15 protein-coding genes are annotated in these 15,320 nt (G+C 68.4%); 11 read left to right on the top strand and 4 right to left on the bottom strand.

Features of this window, described 5'->3' with window-relative positions:
* Positions 1–14: 14 nt before the first annotated feature.
* The 7 genes from ACQ86G_RS11655 (at position 15) to ACQ86G_RS11625 (ending at position 10,329) form a co-directional block, all read left to right on the top strand.
* A complete protein-coding gene (locus ACQ86G_RS11655; protein ID WP_431260701.1) occupies positions 15–950 on the top strand; it encodes a carbohydrate ABC transporter permease in 936 nt (311 codons plus the stop codon).
* 142 nt (positions 951–1,092) lie between these two features.
* On the top strand, positions 1,093–1,854 hold the full coding sequence (locus tag ACQ86G_RS11650) for a carbohydrate ABC transporter permease (protein ID WP_431260700.1): 762 nt from the start codon (positions 1,093–1,095) through the stop codon (positions 1,852–1,854).
* 46 nt (positions 1,855–1,900) lie between these two features.
* Positions 1,901–3,295 (top strand): GH1 family beta-glucosidase, encoded by a 1,395-nt coding sequence (locus ACQ86G_RS11645; RefSeq protein ID WP_431260699.1) that lies wholly within the window; start codon positions 1,901–1,903, stop codon positions 3,293–3,295.
* Positions 3,296–3,309: 14 nt separating this feature from the next.
* Positions 3,310–4,410: an ABC transporter ATP-binding protein gene (locus ACQ86G_RS11640; RefSeq protein ID WP_431260698.1), complete on the top strand. Its 1,101-nt coding sequence runs from the start codon at positions 3,310–3,312 to the stop codon at positions 4,408–4,410.
* Positions 4,411–4,681: 271 nt separating this feature from the next.
* Positions 4,682–7,714, top strand: a complete 3,033-nt coding sequence (locus tag ACQ86G_RS11635) for a TonB-dependent receptor (protein ID WP_431260697.1) — start codon at positions 4,682–4,684, stop codon at positions 7,712–7,714.
* Between the two features lie 22 nt (positions 7,715–7,736).
* Positions 7,737–8,765, top strand: a complete 1,029-nt coding sequence (locus tag ACQ86G_RS11630) for a cupin-like domain-containing protein (RefSeq protein WP_431260696.1) — start codon at positions 7,737–7,739, stop codon at positions 8,763–8,765.
* A 28-nt stretch (positions 8,766–8,793) separates the two neighbouring features.
* A complete protein-coding gene (locus ACQ86G_RS11625) occupies positions 8,794–10,329 on the top strand; it encodes a tryptophan halogenase family protein (RefSeq protein ID WP_431260695.1) in 1,536 nt (511 codons plus the stop codon).
* A gap of 89 nt (positions 10,330–10,418) precedes the next feature.
* Here the strand turns inward: ACQ86G_RS11625 and ACQ86G_RS11620 are convergent, their stop codons facing one another.
* Entirely contained in the window at positions 10,419–10,892 is a 474-nt protein-coding gene (locus tag ACQ86G_RS11620) for a DUF6882 domain-containing protein (RefSeq protein WP_431260694.1), read from the bottom strand.
* 95 nt (positions 10,893–10,987) lie between these two features.
* Between ACQ86G_RS11620 and ACQ86G_RS11615 the strand changes: the two genes are divergently transcribed.
* The 4 genes from ACQ86G_RS11615 to ACQ86G_RS11600 all read left to right on the top strand — a co-directional run bounded on the left by ACQ86G_RS11615 (position 10,988) and on the right by ACQ86G_RS11600 (position 13,452).
* The gene (locus ACQ86G_RS11615; protein WP_431260693.1) at positions 10,988–11,281 is read left to right on the top strand and encodes a putative signal transducing protein; all 294 of its coding nucleotides are present in this window, start codon (positions 10,988–10,990) and stop codon (positions 11,279–11,281) included.
* A gap of 141 nt (positions 11,282–11,422) precedes the next feature.
* Positions 11,423–11,575 (top strand): hypothetical protein, encoded by a 153-nt coding sequence (locus ACQ86G_RS11610; protein ID WP_431260692.1) that lies wholly within the window; start codon positions 11,423–11,425, stop codon positions 11,573–11,575.
* Positions 11,572–12,669 (top strand): hypothetical protein, encoded by a 1,098-nt coding sequence (locus tag ACQ86G_RS11605; RefSeq protein WP_431260691.1) that lies wholly within the window; start codon positions 11,572–11,574, stop codon positions 12,667–12,669. The genes ACQ86G_RS11610 and ACQ86G_RS11605 overlap by 4 nt, the downstream gene beginning before the upstream one ends.
* Before the next feature lie 81 nt (positions 12,670–12,750).
* A complete protein-coding gene (locus ACQ86G_RS11600) occupies positions 12,751–13,452 on the top strand; it encodes a hypothetical protein (protein WP_431260690.1) in 702 nt (233 codons plus the stop codon).
* 52 nt (positions 13,453–13,504) lie between these two features.
* On the opposite strand, the gene ACQ86G_RS11595 is transcribed toward ACQ86G_RS11600, so the two are convergent.
* The 3 genes from ACQ86G_RS11595 to ACQ86G_RS11585 form a co-directional block, all read right to left on the bottom strand.
* Positions 13,505–13,936, bottom strand: coding sequence for a hypothetical protein (locus tag ACQ86G_RS11595; RefSeq protein ID WP_431260689.1), 432 nt, complete (start codon positions 13,934–13,936; stop codon positions 13,505–13,507).
* Between the two features lie 107 nt (positions 13,937–14,043).
* On the bottom strand, positions 14,044–14,856 hold the full coding sequence (locus tag ACQ86G_RS11590; RefSeq protein ID WP_431260688.1) for a GNAT family N-acetyltransferase: 813 nt from the start codon (positions 14,854–14,856) through the stop codon (positions 14,044–14,046).
* 10 nt (positions 14,857–14,866) lie between these two features.
* A complete protein-coding gene (locus tag ACQ86G_RS11585; protein ID WP_431260687.1) occupies positions 14,867–15,226 on the bottom strand; it encodes a hypothetical protein in 360 nt (119 codons plus the stop codon).
* Positions 15,227–15,320: the final 94 nt, after the last annotated feature.

The following is a 15,320-nucleotide window of genomic DNA, read 5'->3' as shown; positions in this document are numbered from 1 at the left end:
CCGGGACCCCTCCGATGAGCTTCCGCCTCCCTCAAGCCCTGCGCCTGTCGCCCCGCTACGCGCCCTACGCGCTGCTGGCGCCGTTCCTGCTGCTGTTCGTGGTCTTCGGACTGTTCCCGCTGCTGTTCTCGCTCTACCTGGCCTTCCACAGCTGGGAACCGACCAGCGGCCTGGGTGCCATGCACTGGGTCGGCCTGGACAACTTCGCCTTCGCGCTGCAGGACGAGTGGTTCTGGAAGTCGCTGCGCAACACCGGCTGGCTCGCGGTCGCCTCCGGCGTGCCGCAGCACCTGGTCGCCATCCCCCTCGCCACCTTCCTGCACCTGGCCTTCAAGCGCTGGCGCAACCCGATGGTCGGGGCCTACTTCCTGCCCTACATCACGTCGTCGGTCGCGATCGCGATCCTGTTCAGCTCGCTGTTCTCGACCGACTACGGCCTGATCAACCTCGCCATCGCCACGCTGCGCGAGATCCCGGTGCTCGGCCACCTGGTGCCGCAGGCCGCCGTCGACTGGCTCAACGATCCCGACGCGCTCAAGCCCGCCATCTCGATGATCGTGTTCTGGCGCTACGTCGGTTTCAACGTCGTGCTCTACCTGGCCGCGCTGCAGACCATCCCGCCCGATCTCTACGAGGCCGCGACCATGGACGGCGCCAGCCGCCTGCAGCAGTTCTTCCACATCACGCTGCCCAGCCTGCGGCCGATGATCTTCTTCGGCGTGACGCTGAGCGTCATCGGCGGGCTGCAGCTGTTCGAGGAGCCCTTCATCCTCACCGGCGGCAAGGGCGGCTCCGACCAGGCCGGCATGAGCGCCGCCGTCTACCTGTACCGCAACGCCTTCGACTTCAACGACTTCGGCGCCGCCAGCGCGATGTCGTGGCTGCTGTTCCTGGTCGTGGCCGCGCTGACGTGGCTGACCAACCGGGCCTTCCGGCGCAAGGACGACTGAGGGATTCCCTCGCGAACGATCGGGACACCGCCATGAGCACCACGATGCACGCCCCCTCGACGCCGCCGCGGCCCACACCGCGCAGCCACCGCGCCTGACGACCTGGTCCGCCTACCTGCTGGTCGGCGCCGGCGCGCTGATCATGCTGGCGCCGTTCTACTTCATGTTCGTCTTCGCGACGCACTCGCGCACCGAGATCTTCAGCCTGCCGCCGCCGATGTGGTTCGGCGACGACTTCCTGGCCAACGTCGACATCCTGACCAAGCGCCTGCCCTTCTGGCGCAACCTCGGACTGAGTCTCTACGTCGGCATCTGCAACACCGGCCTGACGCTGCTGTTCTGCTCGATGGGCGGCTACGCCTTCGCGATGTACGAGTTCCGCTTCAAGAAGGCGCTGTTCGGGCTGGTGATGGGCACGATGCTGATCCCCACCTTCATGAACATGATCCCCAGCTTCATGATCATGGACCTGCTGGGCTGGATCGACCAGCCGCGCGCGCTCTACATCCCGGGCGCGGCCAGCGCCTTCGGCATCTTCCTGATGCGCCAGTTCATCGGCTCTTCCGTGCCGCGCGAGCTGGTCGAGGCCGCGCGCATGGACGGCTGCGGGGAGCTCGGCATCTACGCCCGCATCGTGCTGCCGCTGCTCAAGCCGGCGCTGGGCACGCTGGGGCTGATCACCTTCATCTCCTCCTGGAACAACTTCATCGGGCCGCTGGTCGTCATGCGCTCGCCCGACATGTACACGCTGCCGCTGGCGCTGCGATCGCTGCAGAGCCCGGTGGACACCGAATGGGGCGCGCTGATGGCCGGATCCGCCATCGCGACGCTGCCGCTGATCGTGCTCTTCGTCCTGTGCTCGCGGCAGCTCATCTCGGGCCTGACCGTCGGCGCGGTGAAGTGACGCCCGACGCCTGCGCCTCTCCTCCAACACCTAGAACAACACCCCGATGTCATCTTCCACGCCTGCCACCTCCGCCTCGACCGCACTCGCGACGGCCGCCGCCAAGGACTTCCCCGCCGACTTCGTCTGGGGCGTCGCCACGAGCGCCTTCCAGATCGAGGGCGCGCACGACGCCGACGGCAAGGGACCGTCGATCTGGGACACCTTCTGCCGCCAGCCCGGCGTGATCGCCGACAGCAGCAACGGCGACGTCGCCTGCGAACACTACCGGCGCTGGGAAGAGGACCTGGACCTGATCAAGAGCCTGGGCGTCGACGCCTACCGCTTCTCGGTGTCCTGGCCGCGCGTGCAGCCGACCGGCCAGGGCGAATGGAACGAGGCCGGGCTGGCGTTCTACGAGAAGCTCGTGGACGGCATGCTCGCGCGCGGCCTGAAGCCTTACCTGACCCTGAACCACTGGGACCTGCCGCAGGCGCTGCAGGACATCGGCGGCTGGGGCAACCGCGTCACCGTCGAGCGCTTCGTCGAGTACGCCGTCGGCATCGCGAAGCGTCTGGGCGACAAGGTCGTCTCCATCGCCACGCACAACGAACCCTGGGTGGTCGCGCAGCTCGGCCATGAGTCCGGCGTCTTCGCCCCGGGCGTGAAGGACCGCAGGATCGCCGCGCAGGTCTCGCACCACCTGCTGCTTAGCCACGGCCTGGCGGTCACCGCCCTGCGCGCGCTGAAGCTGAAGGCCTCGCTCGGCATCGTGCTGAACATGGCGCCGATGTACCCGGCGACGGACTCCGACGCCGACCGCACCGCCGCCCGACTGGAAGACGGCAAGCTGCGCCGCTGGTACATGGATCCGCTCTTCGAGGGCCGTTATCCGCAGGACGTGCTGGACTACCTCGGCCACGACGCGCCCTACGTCGAGGCCGGCGACATGGCGAAGATCCAGGTGCCCATCGACTTCGTCGGCATCAACTACTACTCGCGCGGCATGATCAGCGCGAACGGCCCGGTCGACAACAAGACCAGCGGCCTGGAGCTGACCGACATGGGCTGGGAGGTCTATCCGCAAGGCCTGACCGACCTGCTGGTGTCGATCAAGCGCGACTACCCCGGCGCCAAGCGCCTGTACGTGACGGAGAACGGCGGCGCCTTCCCCGATCCGGTCGGCACCGACGGCCGCGTCCACGACGAGGACCGCACCCGCTACCTCGACACGCACATCGCCGCCGTGGGCGACGCGCTCGCGCAGGGCGTGCCGATGGCCGGCTACATGGTGTGGAGCCTGCTCGACAATTTCGAATGGGCCTCGGGGTACGTCAAGCGCTTCGGCATCGTGCATGTCGACTACGCGACGCAGCAGCGCACGCCCAAGGACAGCGCGCTGGCCTACAAGGATTTCGTCGTGCAACAAGTGTCACAACGGCGCACCGCGCGCCAGGGCTGATCCGGGAGACCGTCATGGGACAAGTCACGCTGCGCGGCATCCGCAAGCGCTACGGCGATCACGAGGTGATCCAGGGCATCGACCTCGACGTCCGGGACGGCGAGTTCATGGTCTTCGTCGGCCCGTCGGGCTGCGGCAAGAGCACGACGCTGCGCATGATCGCCGGTCTGGAGGAGATCACCGGCGGCGACCTGCTGATCGACGGGACCCGCGCCAACGACCTGCGCCCCGCCGACCGCGGCGCGGCGATGGTGTTCCAGAGCTACGCGCTCTACCCGCACATGACCGTCGCCGAGAACATGGGCTTCGCGCTGAAGATGGCCGGCGTCGGCCGCTCCGAGCGCGACGAGCAGGTGCGCCGCACCGCCGAGATCCTGCGCATCACCGACCTGCTGCAGCGCACGCCCAAGCAGCTGTCGGGCGGCCAGCGCCAGCGCGTGGCCATCGGCCGCGCGATCGTGCGCAAGCCCAAGGTCTTCCTGTTCGACGAGCCCTTGTCCAACCTGGACGCCGCGCTGCGCGTGGACATGCGCATCGAGCTCACGCGGCTGCACCAGCAGCTGGGCACGACCATGATCTACGTCACCCACGACCAGGTCGAGGCGATGACGATGGGCGACCGCATCGCCGTGTTCAACAAGGGCCGCATCGAGCAGCTCGGCGCGCCGATGGACCTCTACCGCCATCCGGCCAACGAGTTCGTCGCCGGCTTCCTGGGCGCGCCGAAGATCAACTTCATCGAGCGCCCGACGGCCAACGCGCCGGGCGCGGCACGGCGGCTGTGGGACTCGCTCGGCGGCGCGTCGCGCCCCGCGGCGAACCGCCTCGGCCTGCGCCCCGAGCACCTGCTTCTGGGGACAAGCCACGACGAGGGGGCGGTGCCCGCCACGGTGGTGCTCGCCGAGCACCTCGGCGACACCTCGATCCTGCACCTGCGCGTCGACGGCATCGCCGACCTGCTCACCGCCAAGCTCCCCGCGGGCGCGGCGTCGCTGCACGACGGCGACACCGTCCGACTGATCGCCGGCGCCGACCACGCGCTGGCCTTCGACGCCGAGGCCCGCGCGCTCGAACCGCGCGCCGCCACCTCCGGCACGGTCCCCGTCGCGGCCTGAACCGCGACGCCCCGGCGACGCCTCGCGGGTCGCCCGGCCGGTCTTCGTGCGCGAAGGTCCGGCCCCATTTCCGCAGTACCCCCGCGCCCACGTGTGGCGCGGATCCCCTCGCTAGGGAAAGTCAGTAGAGGTCCCAAGTCCGAAGCGGATAAATTCTGAAAGCGCTTTCAGAGTTACCGCCGAATACACGGATCCAGCTTGCCCTGCAGACAATCGGGCCCGCCATCGCATGGGGGTCAAGGCCAAGACTGAGAGATAACAAGGAGACAAGATGAAGCACGTCCACCCCACCCGAGCGCGGCAGGTCCGCGGACTGCAGCGCCAGCCCGTCGCGGCCGCCTGCGCCCTGTTGTTCTTCGCCGCTGCCGCGCATGCGCAGCAAGCCCCCGCGGCGCCTGAATCGGCGGCCTCCGAGGCGCAGCGCAAGGCCGACGCGACGATCGACACCGTCGTCGTCACCGGCATCCGGCAGTCGCTGGACACCTCGCTGAACCTCAAGCGCCAGCAACGCGGCGTCGTCGACGGCATCGTCGCGGAGGACATCGGCAAGTTCCCCGACACCAACCTGGCCGAATCGATGCAGCGCATCTCGGGCGTGTCGATCGACCGCTCGATGGGCGAAGGCTCCAAGGTCACCGTCCGCGGCGTCGGCCCCGACTTCAACCTGGTGCTGCTGAACGGCCGCCAGATGCCGGCGTCCTCGATCCAGGATACGGGCCCGTCCAACTCGCGCGCCTTCGACTTCGCGAACCTGGCCACGGAATCGATCTCCGCGCTGGAGGTCTACAAGACCAGCCGCGCCAGCTCGCCGACCGGCGGCATCGGCGCGACGATCAACATCAAGACGGCACGTCCGCTGGACACGAAGAAGACCGTGGCCAGCATCGGCGTCAAGGCCGTGCACGACCAGGCCAACTCGCGCCTGCCGGACAACATCAAGGGCGACAGCACGACCCCCGAGGTGTCGGGCATCTTCAGCACGACCTTCGCCGACGGCATGTTCGGCCTGGCGGTGACCGGCAGCTTCCAGAAACGCGACGGCGGCTACAACTCCGCCGGCGTGCCCGGCGGCTGGCTGCCCTTCAAGGGCAACGAGGTCCGCACCCCCAACCTGCCGGCGCTGCCCCAGCCCGGCGAGGCCGGCGCGGGCGACATCACCAACCGGCCCGGTCCGAACGACGTCTACTCGCTGCCGCAGAACGTCAACTACAACATGAACGGCTTCAGCCGCGAACGCACGAACGGTCAGGTGACCTTCCAGTTCGCGCCGACGAAGTCGCTGACGACCACGCTGGACTACACCGCGTCGCAGAACAAGGTGCACACGCGCCGCAACGACCTGTCGGCCTGGTTCAGCTTCGGCCCGTCGACCAGTTCGTGGACCAACGGCCCGGTCTCCGCGCCGCTGAACTACACCGAGCTGATCGCCGCCGGCAACGCCGACCTGGCAATGGGTGGCGCGGACTTCGCGACGAAGAACGACAACAAGTCGCTCGGCTTCAACGCCGACTGGAAGGCCACCGACCGCCTGCGCTTCGAGTTCGACGCGCACAAGTCGACGGCGACCTCCGGTGCCGACGGCCCGTGGGGCACGAACAACGTGATCGGCACGGCCAGCTTCAACCGTGGCCAGACGGGCGTCGACTTCACCAACGAGATGCCGATCCTGATCATGCCGACGACGCAGCGCGATGCGTCCAAGCAGCTGGTGACCGGCTCGGCCTTCCGCAACAGCTACATGAAGTCCGAGGTCGATCAGCAGCAGGTGCGCGGCACCTTCAAGATCACCGACGAATCGAAGCTGGACTTCGGCGCCGGCCTGACCAAGATCAAGAACCGCTCGGCCTATTCCAACGTGCAGCTGGACACCTGGGGCGGCGCGACCAACCCGGGCGACTATCCGGACAACGTGTGGCTGCCGCAGGACCTGCGACAGTTCTTCGGCAAGCTCGGCGGCATCAACGACCCGCGCCAGTTCACGCAGTTCTACACCTTCGACTTCGGCACCGTGCGCGACCTCGCCGCCAAGGCCTGGAGCGACCCGAAGATGTATGAGGCGTCGAACGTCTTCTCGACGGACCGCCGCACGACGGAGAAGTCCACCAGCGCCTTCGCCGAGTACACCCGGGAATGGGAACTGGGCGTGCCGATGAGCGCGACGGTGGGCATGCGCTACGAGAAGACCAAGGTCAACTCGAGCGCGCTGGTGCCGACCGCCACGGGCATCACCTGGGGCTCCAACAACGAGCTGACGGTGCTCAAGGGCGCGCCCGGCTTCACCGAGCTGGACGGCAAGTACCACTACTGGCTGCCGAGCATCGACTGGGACGCCGACCTGACCGACAAGCTCAAGCTGCGCGCCAGCTTCGGCACCTCGATCGGCCGGCCGGGCTGGGACGCGATCCAGGGCGGCCAGACGCTGAACGACCTGGCCCGTGTCAACGGGGGCACGGGTGCGCAGGGCAATCCGGGGCTGAAGCCGCTGAAGGCCAAGAACTTCGACCTGTCGCTCGAGTACTACTACGCCAAGTCGAGCTACATCGCGGGGGGCCTGTTCCGCAAGAACATCTCCAACTACATCGGCTCGACGATCGAGAACGCGACGCCGTTCAACCTGTCGACACCGATCGGCGGCAAGCTGTACAACGAGGCCACGACGACCGGCGCCTGCGGCGGCGACCTGACCTGCATCCGCAACTACATCCTGAACACCTACAACGGTCAGCAGGGCGTGGTGCGCACCGGCTTCGACACGAACGGCAACGCGCAGGGCACGATCGCCGGCCAGCCGGGCGATCCGATCGCCAACTTCCAGATCACGGTGCCGGCCAACACGCAGTCCAACAGCCTGAAGGGCTTCGAGCTGAACGTGCAGCACGCGTTCGGGAACTCGGGCTTCGGCGTCGCGGCCAACTACACCAAGGTGAAGTCGGGCCTGAAGTACGACAACATGAGCATCGCGCAGCAGTACGCGCTGATCGGCCTGAGCGATTCCGCCAACCTGGTGGGCTTCTACGAGGACGCGAAGTTCAGCGTGCGCGTGGCCTACAACTGGCGCGACAAGTTCCTGGCCGCGGTCAGCGACGGCAACACGCTGGGCCGCTCGGCGCCGATCTTCACGGAGGCGTACTCGCAGGTGGACGTCAGCCTGGGCTACAACTTCAGCGAGAAGCTGAGCATGCAGGCCGAAGTCATCAACCTGGGCGATTCGATCCTGCGTCAGCACGGCCGGACGTCGGAGGAGGTGTTCTCGGTCACGCAGACCGGCCGCCGCTATATGCTGGGACTCCGCTACAAGTTCTGAGCCCGCGAGGGCCCCTGCCCGCATGAAGCCGATCCTGGAAATCCACGACCTGGTCCCGGGTCGGCTTCCTTCGAACCTGCTCGAGGCCGCGCAACCGGTGGTGTTGCGCGGCCTCGTGTCGCATTGGCCGATGGTGCGGGAGGCGCGACGCTCCGACCGCGCGGCGGTCGACTACCTGCACGACTGCTGGCGCGGCGCGCCGGTGGCCATCATGACGGGGCCGCCGGACATCGACGGCCGCATCTTCTACAACGACGATTTCACCGGCATGAACTTCGGTCGTGCCGACGCGCCGCTGCCGGCGCTGATGGAGGAGCTGCTCAAGCTCGCCGAGGTCGACCGCCCGCCCTGCTACTACGTGGGCTCGACGACGGTGGAGACCTGCCTGCCGGGCTTCCTGGCCGCCAACGACCTGGACCTGTCGCCACTGGCGACCGGCGAAGGCACGGCGCAGGACGCGCTGGCCAGCGTGTGGCTGGGCAACCGCAGCCGCATCGCGCCGCACTACGACCTGCCGGACAACATCGCCTGCGTCGCGGCCGGGCATCGACGCTTCACGCTGTTCCCGCCGGAGCAGCTCGCCAACCTCTACGTCGGTCCGATCGACTTCACGCCGGCAGGTCAGCCGGTGAGCCTGGTCGACCTCAAGCATCCGGACTTCGAGCGCTTCCCGCGTTTCGCGCAGGCGCTCGAGCACGCGCAGGTCGCCGAGCTCGGTCCCGGCGACGCGCTCTACATCCCGAGCATGTGGTGGCATCAGGTCGAGGCGCTGGACGCGTTCAACGTCCTGATCAACTACTGGTGGCGGCAGTCGCCGGCGCACATGGATCCGCCGCTGTTCGCGCTGATGCAGGCGCTGCTGTCGATGCGCGACCTGCCCGCGCCGCAGCGCGCGGCGTGGCGCGGCATCTTCGACCATTACGTGTTCAACGCGGACGCCGACACGGCGGCCCACATCCCCGCGCATGCGCGGCATGCGCTCGCTCCGCTGACGGCGGAAGGCGCGGGCCACCTGCGCGGACATCTGATTCAGCGGCTCAAGCAACGCTGAACACCCGAGACAACATGGAGGAGACGCCATGACTTTCACTTCGCCTGAACCCCACACCCCGCGCCGTCCGGTGAAGCGCGTCGTCATCGCCGGGGGCGGGACGGCGGGCTGGATGATGGCGGCCTGCCTCTCCAAACACCTGGGCAAGCAACTCGACATCCGGCTGGTGGAGTCCGACGAGATCGGCACCGTCGGCGTCGGCGAGGCCACGATCCCGACGATGCTGACCTTCCATCAGCTGCTGGGGCTCGACGAGCGCGAGTTCATGGCGGCGACGCAGGCCACGATCAAGCTGGGCATCCAGTTCGAAGGCTGGCGCGAACAGGACACGACCTACATCCATTCGTTCGGCAGCACCGGGATCGACCACTGGACCGCGGGCTTCCAGCACTTCTGGATGAAGGGCCGCGAGCAGGGGCTGGCGTCGGACTACGGCGACTACTGCCTGGAGCTGCGCGCGGCGAAGGAGAACAAGTTCGCGCATCTGCCTGACGACGGGATCAACTACGCGTTCCACCTGGACGCGACCTTGTACGGGCAGTACCTGCGCCGGTTCAGCGAGGGCTACGGGGTGAAGCGCCTGGAAGGCAAGATCGCCGAGGTGCTGATGCACGCCGACGGCGACATCCGCGCGCTGAAACTGCAGGACGGGACGGAGATCGAAGGCGATCTCTTCGTCGACTGCACGGGCATGCGCTCGGTGCTGCTGGGGCAGGCGCTGGGTGTCGGTTACGAGGACTGGTCGCACTGGCTGCCTTGCGACAGCGCGATCGCGCTGCAGACGGCCTCGGTGCGCGATGCGGTGCCCTACACGCGCTCGATCGCGCATCCGTGGGGCTGGCAGTGGCAGATCCCGCTGCAGCACCGCGTCGGCAACGGCGTGGTCTTCAGCAGCCGTTATACCGACGACGAGACGGCGCGTGCCGCGCTGCTCGGCAACATCGACGGCGAGGTGCTGACGCCACATCGGGTGATCCGATTCAAGCCGGGACAGCGCGAGGTGGTGTGGAAGCGCAACTGCGTCGGCGCGGGCCTGTCGAGCGGCTTCCTGGAGCCGCTGGAGTCGACCAGCATCCACCTGATCCAGCGCACGGCGATCCGGCTGCTGCAGATGTTCCCCAAGGACGGCATCCGGCAGTCCGACATCGACGAGTACAACGCGCAGATGCGCCACGAACTGGAGCACATCCGCGATTTCATCGTGCTGCATTACCACCTGCAGCAGCGGACCGATTCGCCGATGTGGCGCGACATGCGCGAGATGCCGGTGCCGGCCTCGCTGCAGCACCGGCTGGACCTGTTCCGCGAGACGGGCCGCGTGTTCCGCGTGCCCAACGAGTTGTTCACCGAGAACTCCTGGGTGCAGGTGCTGCTCGGCCAGGGACTGGTGCCGGAGCAGCATCACCCGTCGGCGGACCTGATGGGCGACCGGGAGCTGGCCAGCTTCCTCGGCGCGATCACCGCGCGGATCGACAAGACCGTGGCGCAGATGCCGGGGCATCAGCAGTATGTGACCCGGTATGCACCGGCGGCGGTCGCGTCGAGGCCGACGGCCGTCGCCTGACCGCGCAAGCGCGGAGCGCGCGGCGTCCTGAGGCCCGCTCCGCCGTCACCCGCCCGCCCGCCCGCCGCGCCAGGCACGGCGCGGCGCGGTTACGCTCCCGTGGATCCGACCGCGTAAAACACCCAGGGCGAGTCGTTCTTCTGCTTGAAGACGGCGGTGCCCTCGAGCGCCAGGAGTGCCAGGGCACACAACTCGTCGAGGTCGGTGCCGCGGGCACGGAACTGGGCGCGCTCGAAGATGCCGTAGCCCGTGCGATCGCCCATGGCCTTGATCCGGGAGGCGTTGGCCCTGGAAGCGTCGGGGAAGGCGTCGTTCGCCCAGGCCCAGCAGAAGCTCTCCGATTCCGGCAGGTAAGTGCCGATCGGAATGAGCGGAAACGTCGCCGCGCGCCCAGCACCGGTCATCGAGAGGGTGGCGAGGTCCTCATCGATCAGCCAGGCGTCGAAGGGGGCGATCGCCTGCTTGAAGGCGTCCTGCTTGCTGGCGTACTCATCGAGGGCCTGGCGGAGCAGCAGGTCGAACGACTCGTCGATCGAGTCCTTGGGGTCGGCGTGGCGATGCATGGGGTGTCGGGACGATGGATTCGCGCCATTGTGATGGTCGCGCAGGGCCGCCGCATCCCCTCCAGGCGCATTAAGCTCGGCACCTGGGAGGACCCATGCCAGGACACCACGACCCGACATCCGATGACTTCGTCTGCGTCGCGACGCTGGACTCACCGACCGAGGCCCATCTGCTGAAGGGCGTGCTCGAGGCCGTTCATCTCACGCCACACCTGGCGGACGAACACATGGTCCGGAACTATTCGCTGCTGGCGCCGGCACTCGGCGGCGTGCGCGTGCTGGTCCCCGCTTCGGAGGTCGCCGCCGCGCACCGGGCCATCGAGGAATTCGAGTCCGGGGCCTACCGGCTCGACGACGACCCGGACGAGGATCCCGCGGCCAGGCGTTGATGCCGGAGCGGCCTCACCCGTCCGTCTGCGGACCTGACGGGCGATCGATCGATCGCGCGGAGCACGTCTGAACGCCGACACCTCCTGATACGCTTCGCCCACAGAGGTCCGGACCACCGGACCGGGACGAGGGAGGAAGCGATGACCGATCAGACCGTGCCGGCGACCGGCGAGTTCGTGCTCGAGGGAGAAGACCTGACCCCTGCCCCGCTCGAGGAGCGGCAGCGCATGGTGGCGCTGCGCACGGCACTGGCGCTGCTGGCGATCGGTTGCGTGCTGAGCGCAACGGCGTGAGCACCCAACGACACCTGCGTCGCGCGCGGCTGATGGCCCGCGGATCGGTCGCCCTGTTCGTCGTCAGCCTGATCGCAACCATCGCGAGCACACGGACGGCGTGGGCGTGGATCGTGCCGTTCCTGATGTGGAACCACGTCGCCCTTGTCGTCTTCGCCGGTACGGCGATGTGGACGATCAAGCGTCTCGACGCCGCGCCGGCAGGTCGGGCGTCTCCTCGTCTGGGGGAGCTGCTTGCGCCGTGGGTGCTGGCGGCTGCGGCGACCGGCGCCGTCGTCGCCGTGCCGAGCTGGGGGCCGTCGCCGTGGGCGTCTGTCCAGACGAGAGACGGCACGCCAGTGACCAGGCATCAATGGCACGCGGAGGGTACCCGCTACTTCGAGCGCGTCAACGACGGTCCTGCCGTCGAGATCGACGAGGCGACCTACGACCGGCTGAACCAGCGGCTCTATGGCGTGTTCAGTCGCCTCTGGGTGCTCTTCTCGCTGGTCTCGGTCGTGGTGTGGCGCTTCATCGCGCTGCGTCGAAAAGATCTGCTGGAGGGACTGGCGGCGCCTCCGCCGCCGCCAGCCGTGTCGCCCGCATTGCCCGCATTGCCCGCATCGCCCGCTTCGGCATCGCCGGGCGCCGTCGCGCCAGCCGGCCGGGGATCGACCGCGCTGATCGTGGTCATCTGGGTCGGCCTCCTCGGCGCCAATCTGCTCGCGCTATCGGCGCAGAGTGAACGCCTGTTCTGCTCGACCCCGATGCCTGTCCCGCGCGAAGCGACCGTGTTTCTCCTGGTGATGCCCGCGCTGTTCTTCAGCATCGGCGCGTTCTGGACCACGCGTTCGCCGTTCCTGTCACCGTGGATCGCCGAACTCATCGACCAGCGCCTCGGCGCAGGCGGCAGCCAGGCCTTCCTGGCTCGCCTGAAACCGCTGCTGCTCATGGCCGTGGCCAGCCTCGTCGGATCCGCCCACCTGGCGATGAGGTGCTGGCATTCGAATCCGGATGCCTTCAACGGGTCGGTTCCAGGCTTCTTCGCCTCCGCGAGCATCGGCTTTGCGCTGTCGCATGTGATCCTGCGGTGGCGAGGCGTGCCTGGGGTTTAGCGGTGTCGACAGAAGTCTCCGCCATGAACGGGACATCGGGCCTTCGCATTGCCCCTCTCCCTTCATTCCGGAGACCACCCCATGCGCGGCGCCCTCGACTTCACCTCCTGGCAGACGATGCTCTCGACGCTGATCGGGCTCGTCATCGTGTCGCTGATCGCCGTCGGCGTGCGGCTGCTCGTGATGCAGTCGGTGCAGCAGCGGCGCGAGCGCGCCAACCGTCAGATCAATGAACGGCTGAAGACGCTGATCGCGGCGTACAAGACGCTGGGCGGCTCGTTCACCGGCACGCTGGCCGTCGACCCGCGCCATCTGCGGGAACTGCGCCAGCTCGCCGAGCCCGGCACGATGGCGATCGGCGCGTCCGATCGCGCGCGCCGCATGCGCGATGCGGTCGAGGCCGCGCTGTCCGACATCATCCTGCTCGGCACCGATGAGCAGGTGCGGCTCGCCGCGCAGGCGGCGCAGGACATGGTCACGGGCAAGCCGGTGGAGACGGCGGCGCTCGTCGCCTCGTTGCGCGATTTCATCCGCGAGGTGCTGGAGCTCGATCCGATCCCGGCGTCCGTCGTGATTCCGAAGCAGGGGCCGCTGAGGCCGGCAGGCAGCGGAGCCGGCAAGGGCTCCGGCGCCGGTGGGCGTGAAGGCAGTTCACGCGGCGGCGGCGGCGGAGGTGGCGGCGCAGCGGGTGCCGGCGGTCTCGGCGCGGGGATCGGACTCGGCGCGGCGGGCAGCCATGCCGCCGAGGGACCTCAAGCGCCGGAAGAAGATCCGATGAAGTGAGCGCCGCGCCGGCACGCGCCGGGCAAGCGTTGTCTGAGTCGCGCCGTCCCGCTCACCGCGACTTGCCCGCACGCGCCACCACCCGGCCGCCCCAATCGGCCAGCGCGCCGATCCCGGCGACGATCGCGCTCGAAAGCCAGACCCAGTAACCCGTGCCCAGCGCGACGACTTTCAGCCGGATCGAGGTCGTGCTGTTCCAGGACCAGGACCAGAGCGCCTCGCGCACTTGCAGCGCGCCGAGCATCAGCGCAACGGCGGCGCCCAGCACGATCAGCGCAGGCACGGGCTTGCGCAGGGCCAACAGCAGCCAGGCGGTCCACACCAAGGGATTGGCGAGCCAGTGGACCCTGCCATTGAGGTAGCCCAGGCAGAGCAGGAAGAACCCGCTGTGAACGTCGCCCTGGGCGAAGTGGATCGCCGGCAGCGCGAGGGAGCCCAGGTAAAGCAGCACGCTGAAGACCAGGAAGAAGACACCGGGCGACATGGACGTGAAGACTGGAGCAGTTGGCAGCGATGCCGCGCAGTGTGAGCGCCGCGACGCCTGCGACGATAGCCGCGTCTTTCCGGTGCCGGTTCCCGCGACCGAGGGGGTCAGGGCGTGACACCGCGCGCCAGGCGGCGCTCCCAGTTGTACGGCGTCGTCGTCGACACCTTGACCATCCCCGAGGCCTCGAGGATGGGCCGCGAGAAGTCGGTCGAGTCGCTGTGGATCAGCGTCTTCCCCTGCGCCAGCGCTTCGCGCGCACGCGCCGCCGTCAGCGCGCGATAGACGCCTCGTCCGCGCCACGCCGGACGCGTCGCGCCGCCCCAGATGCCGGCGAAGTCCGTGCCGGCCACCGGCTCCAGCCGTCCGGCGGTGATGACCTCGCCGCCGGCCTCCGCGATCCACAGCGACATGCCGTCGGCGCGGGCGAGCCGCTCCAGCAGTGACCGGGTCATCGGATCGGGATCATGGTCGCCGAAGACCTCCGCCTGCATCGCGCACATGCGGGCGACTTCCTGCGGTTCGCGGATGGTGCGCAGCGTCACGCCCTCGGGCAAGGTCACGTCGGCGACCAGCAGGCGCGCTTCGCCGACCATGATCGACTCCGGCGCGTCAGGCTGGAAGCCGTGCTCGAGGAGCGCCTCGTGCAGTCCCGGTGCCAGGTCATGCCCGCGCGACTTCCATTCGACGTGGGTGATGGAAGGATCGGCCTGATAGTGCCGCTGCGCTTCCCCGACGAGCCGGCGGATCTCCGCCGCATCGGCGCCGCCGAGATCGCGGTAGGTCACGAAGCCGCGTCCGCGCGCGAAGGTCACCAGCCGCAGCGGGCCCAGGCGCGTCACGGCAATGGCGCTGGGCGTCTCGGCGTCGGAGCGGAGTTGATCGTCGTAAGCAGCGAGCAGGTCGGTCACGTCTTGCATGGGAACGAGATTACTCCCTCGCCCGCATCAGGCTGAGCACGCAGAACGCCAGGCCGGCGATGCCGGCCGGCAGCGCATACACCAGCAGCGCCTCCCAGCCATGACCGTTGCGCAGCCCGAGTCCGACCAGTCCGACGATGAGCGCCCCGACGCTGCCGATCAGCAGGACGATCAGCGCCATGCCGCGGACCGCGCCGCCCAGCGGGCCATCGAACTCGTCGGCGTCATCCTCGGCGAGGGTCATCCAGAGGACGGGCGAGAGGATGACCAGGAAGGCCCAGTCCGGCACCACGTTGCCGTGCTTCTGGCTCCAGTGCATCAGGCCCAGCGCCATCGCCCCCAGGATCAACGTCCAGATCACGCGTCTCATCTCTTCCCTCGTTGAAAAGCAACGCCGCGCAGTGTGGGACAGCCCGTCGACGCGGCCGTCGCCGCGATGCCGCGGTATCGACAGGCGCAACCAC

It is taken from the genome of Roseateles chitinivorans (assembly GCF_050632145.1).
GTDB classification, from domain to species: domain Bacteria; phylum Pseudomonadota; class Gammaproteobacteria; order Burkholderiales; family Burkholderiaceae_C; genus Roseateles; species Roseateles chitinivorans_B.
The sequence above is the reverse complement of the archived record's forward strand: the minus strand, read 5'-3'. Positions and strand labels throughout refer to the sequence as shown.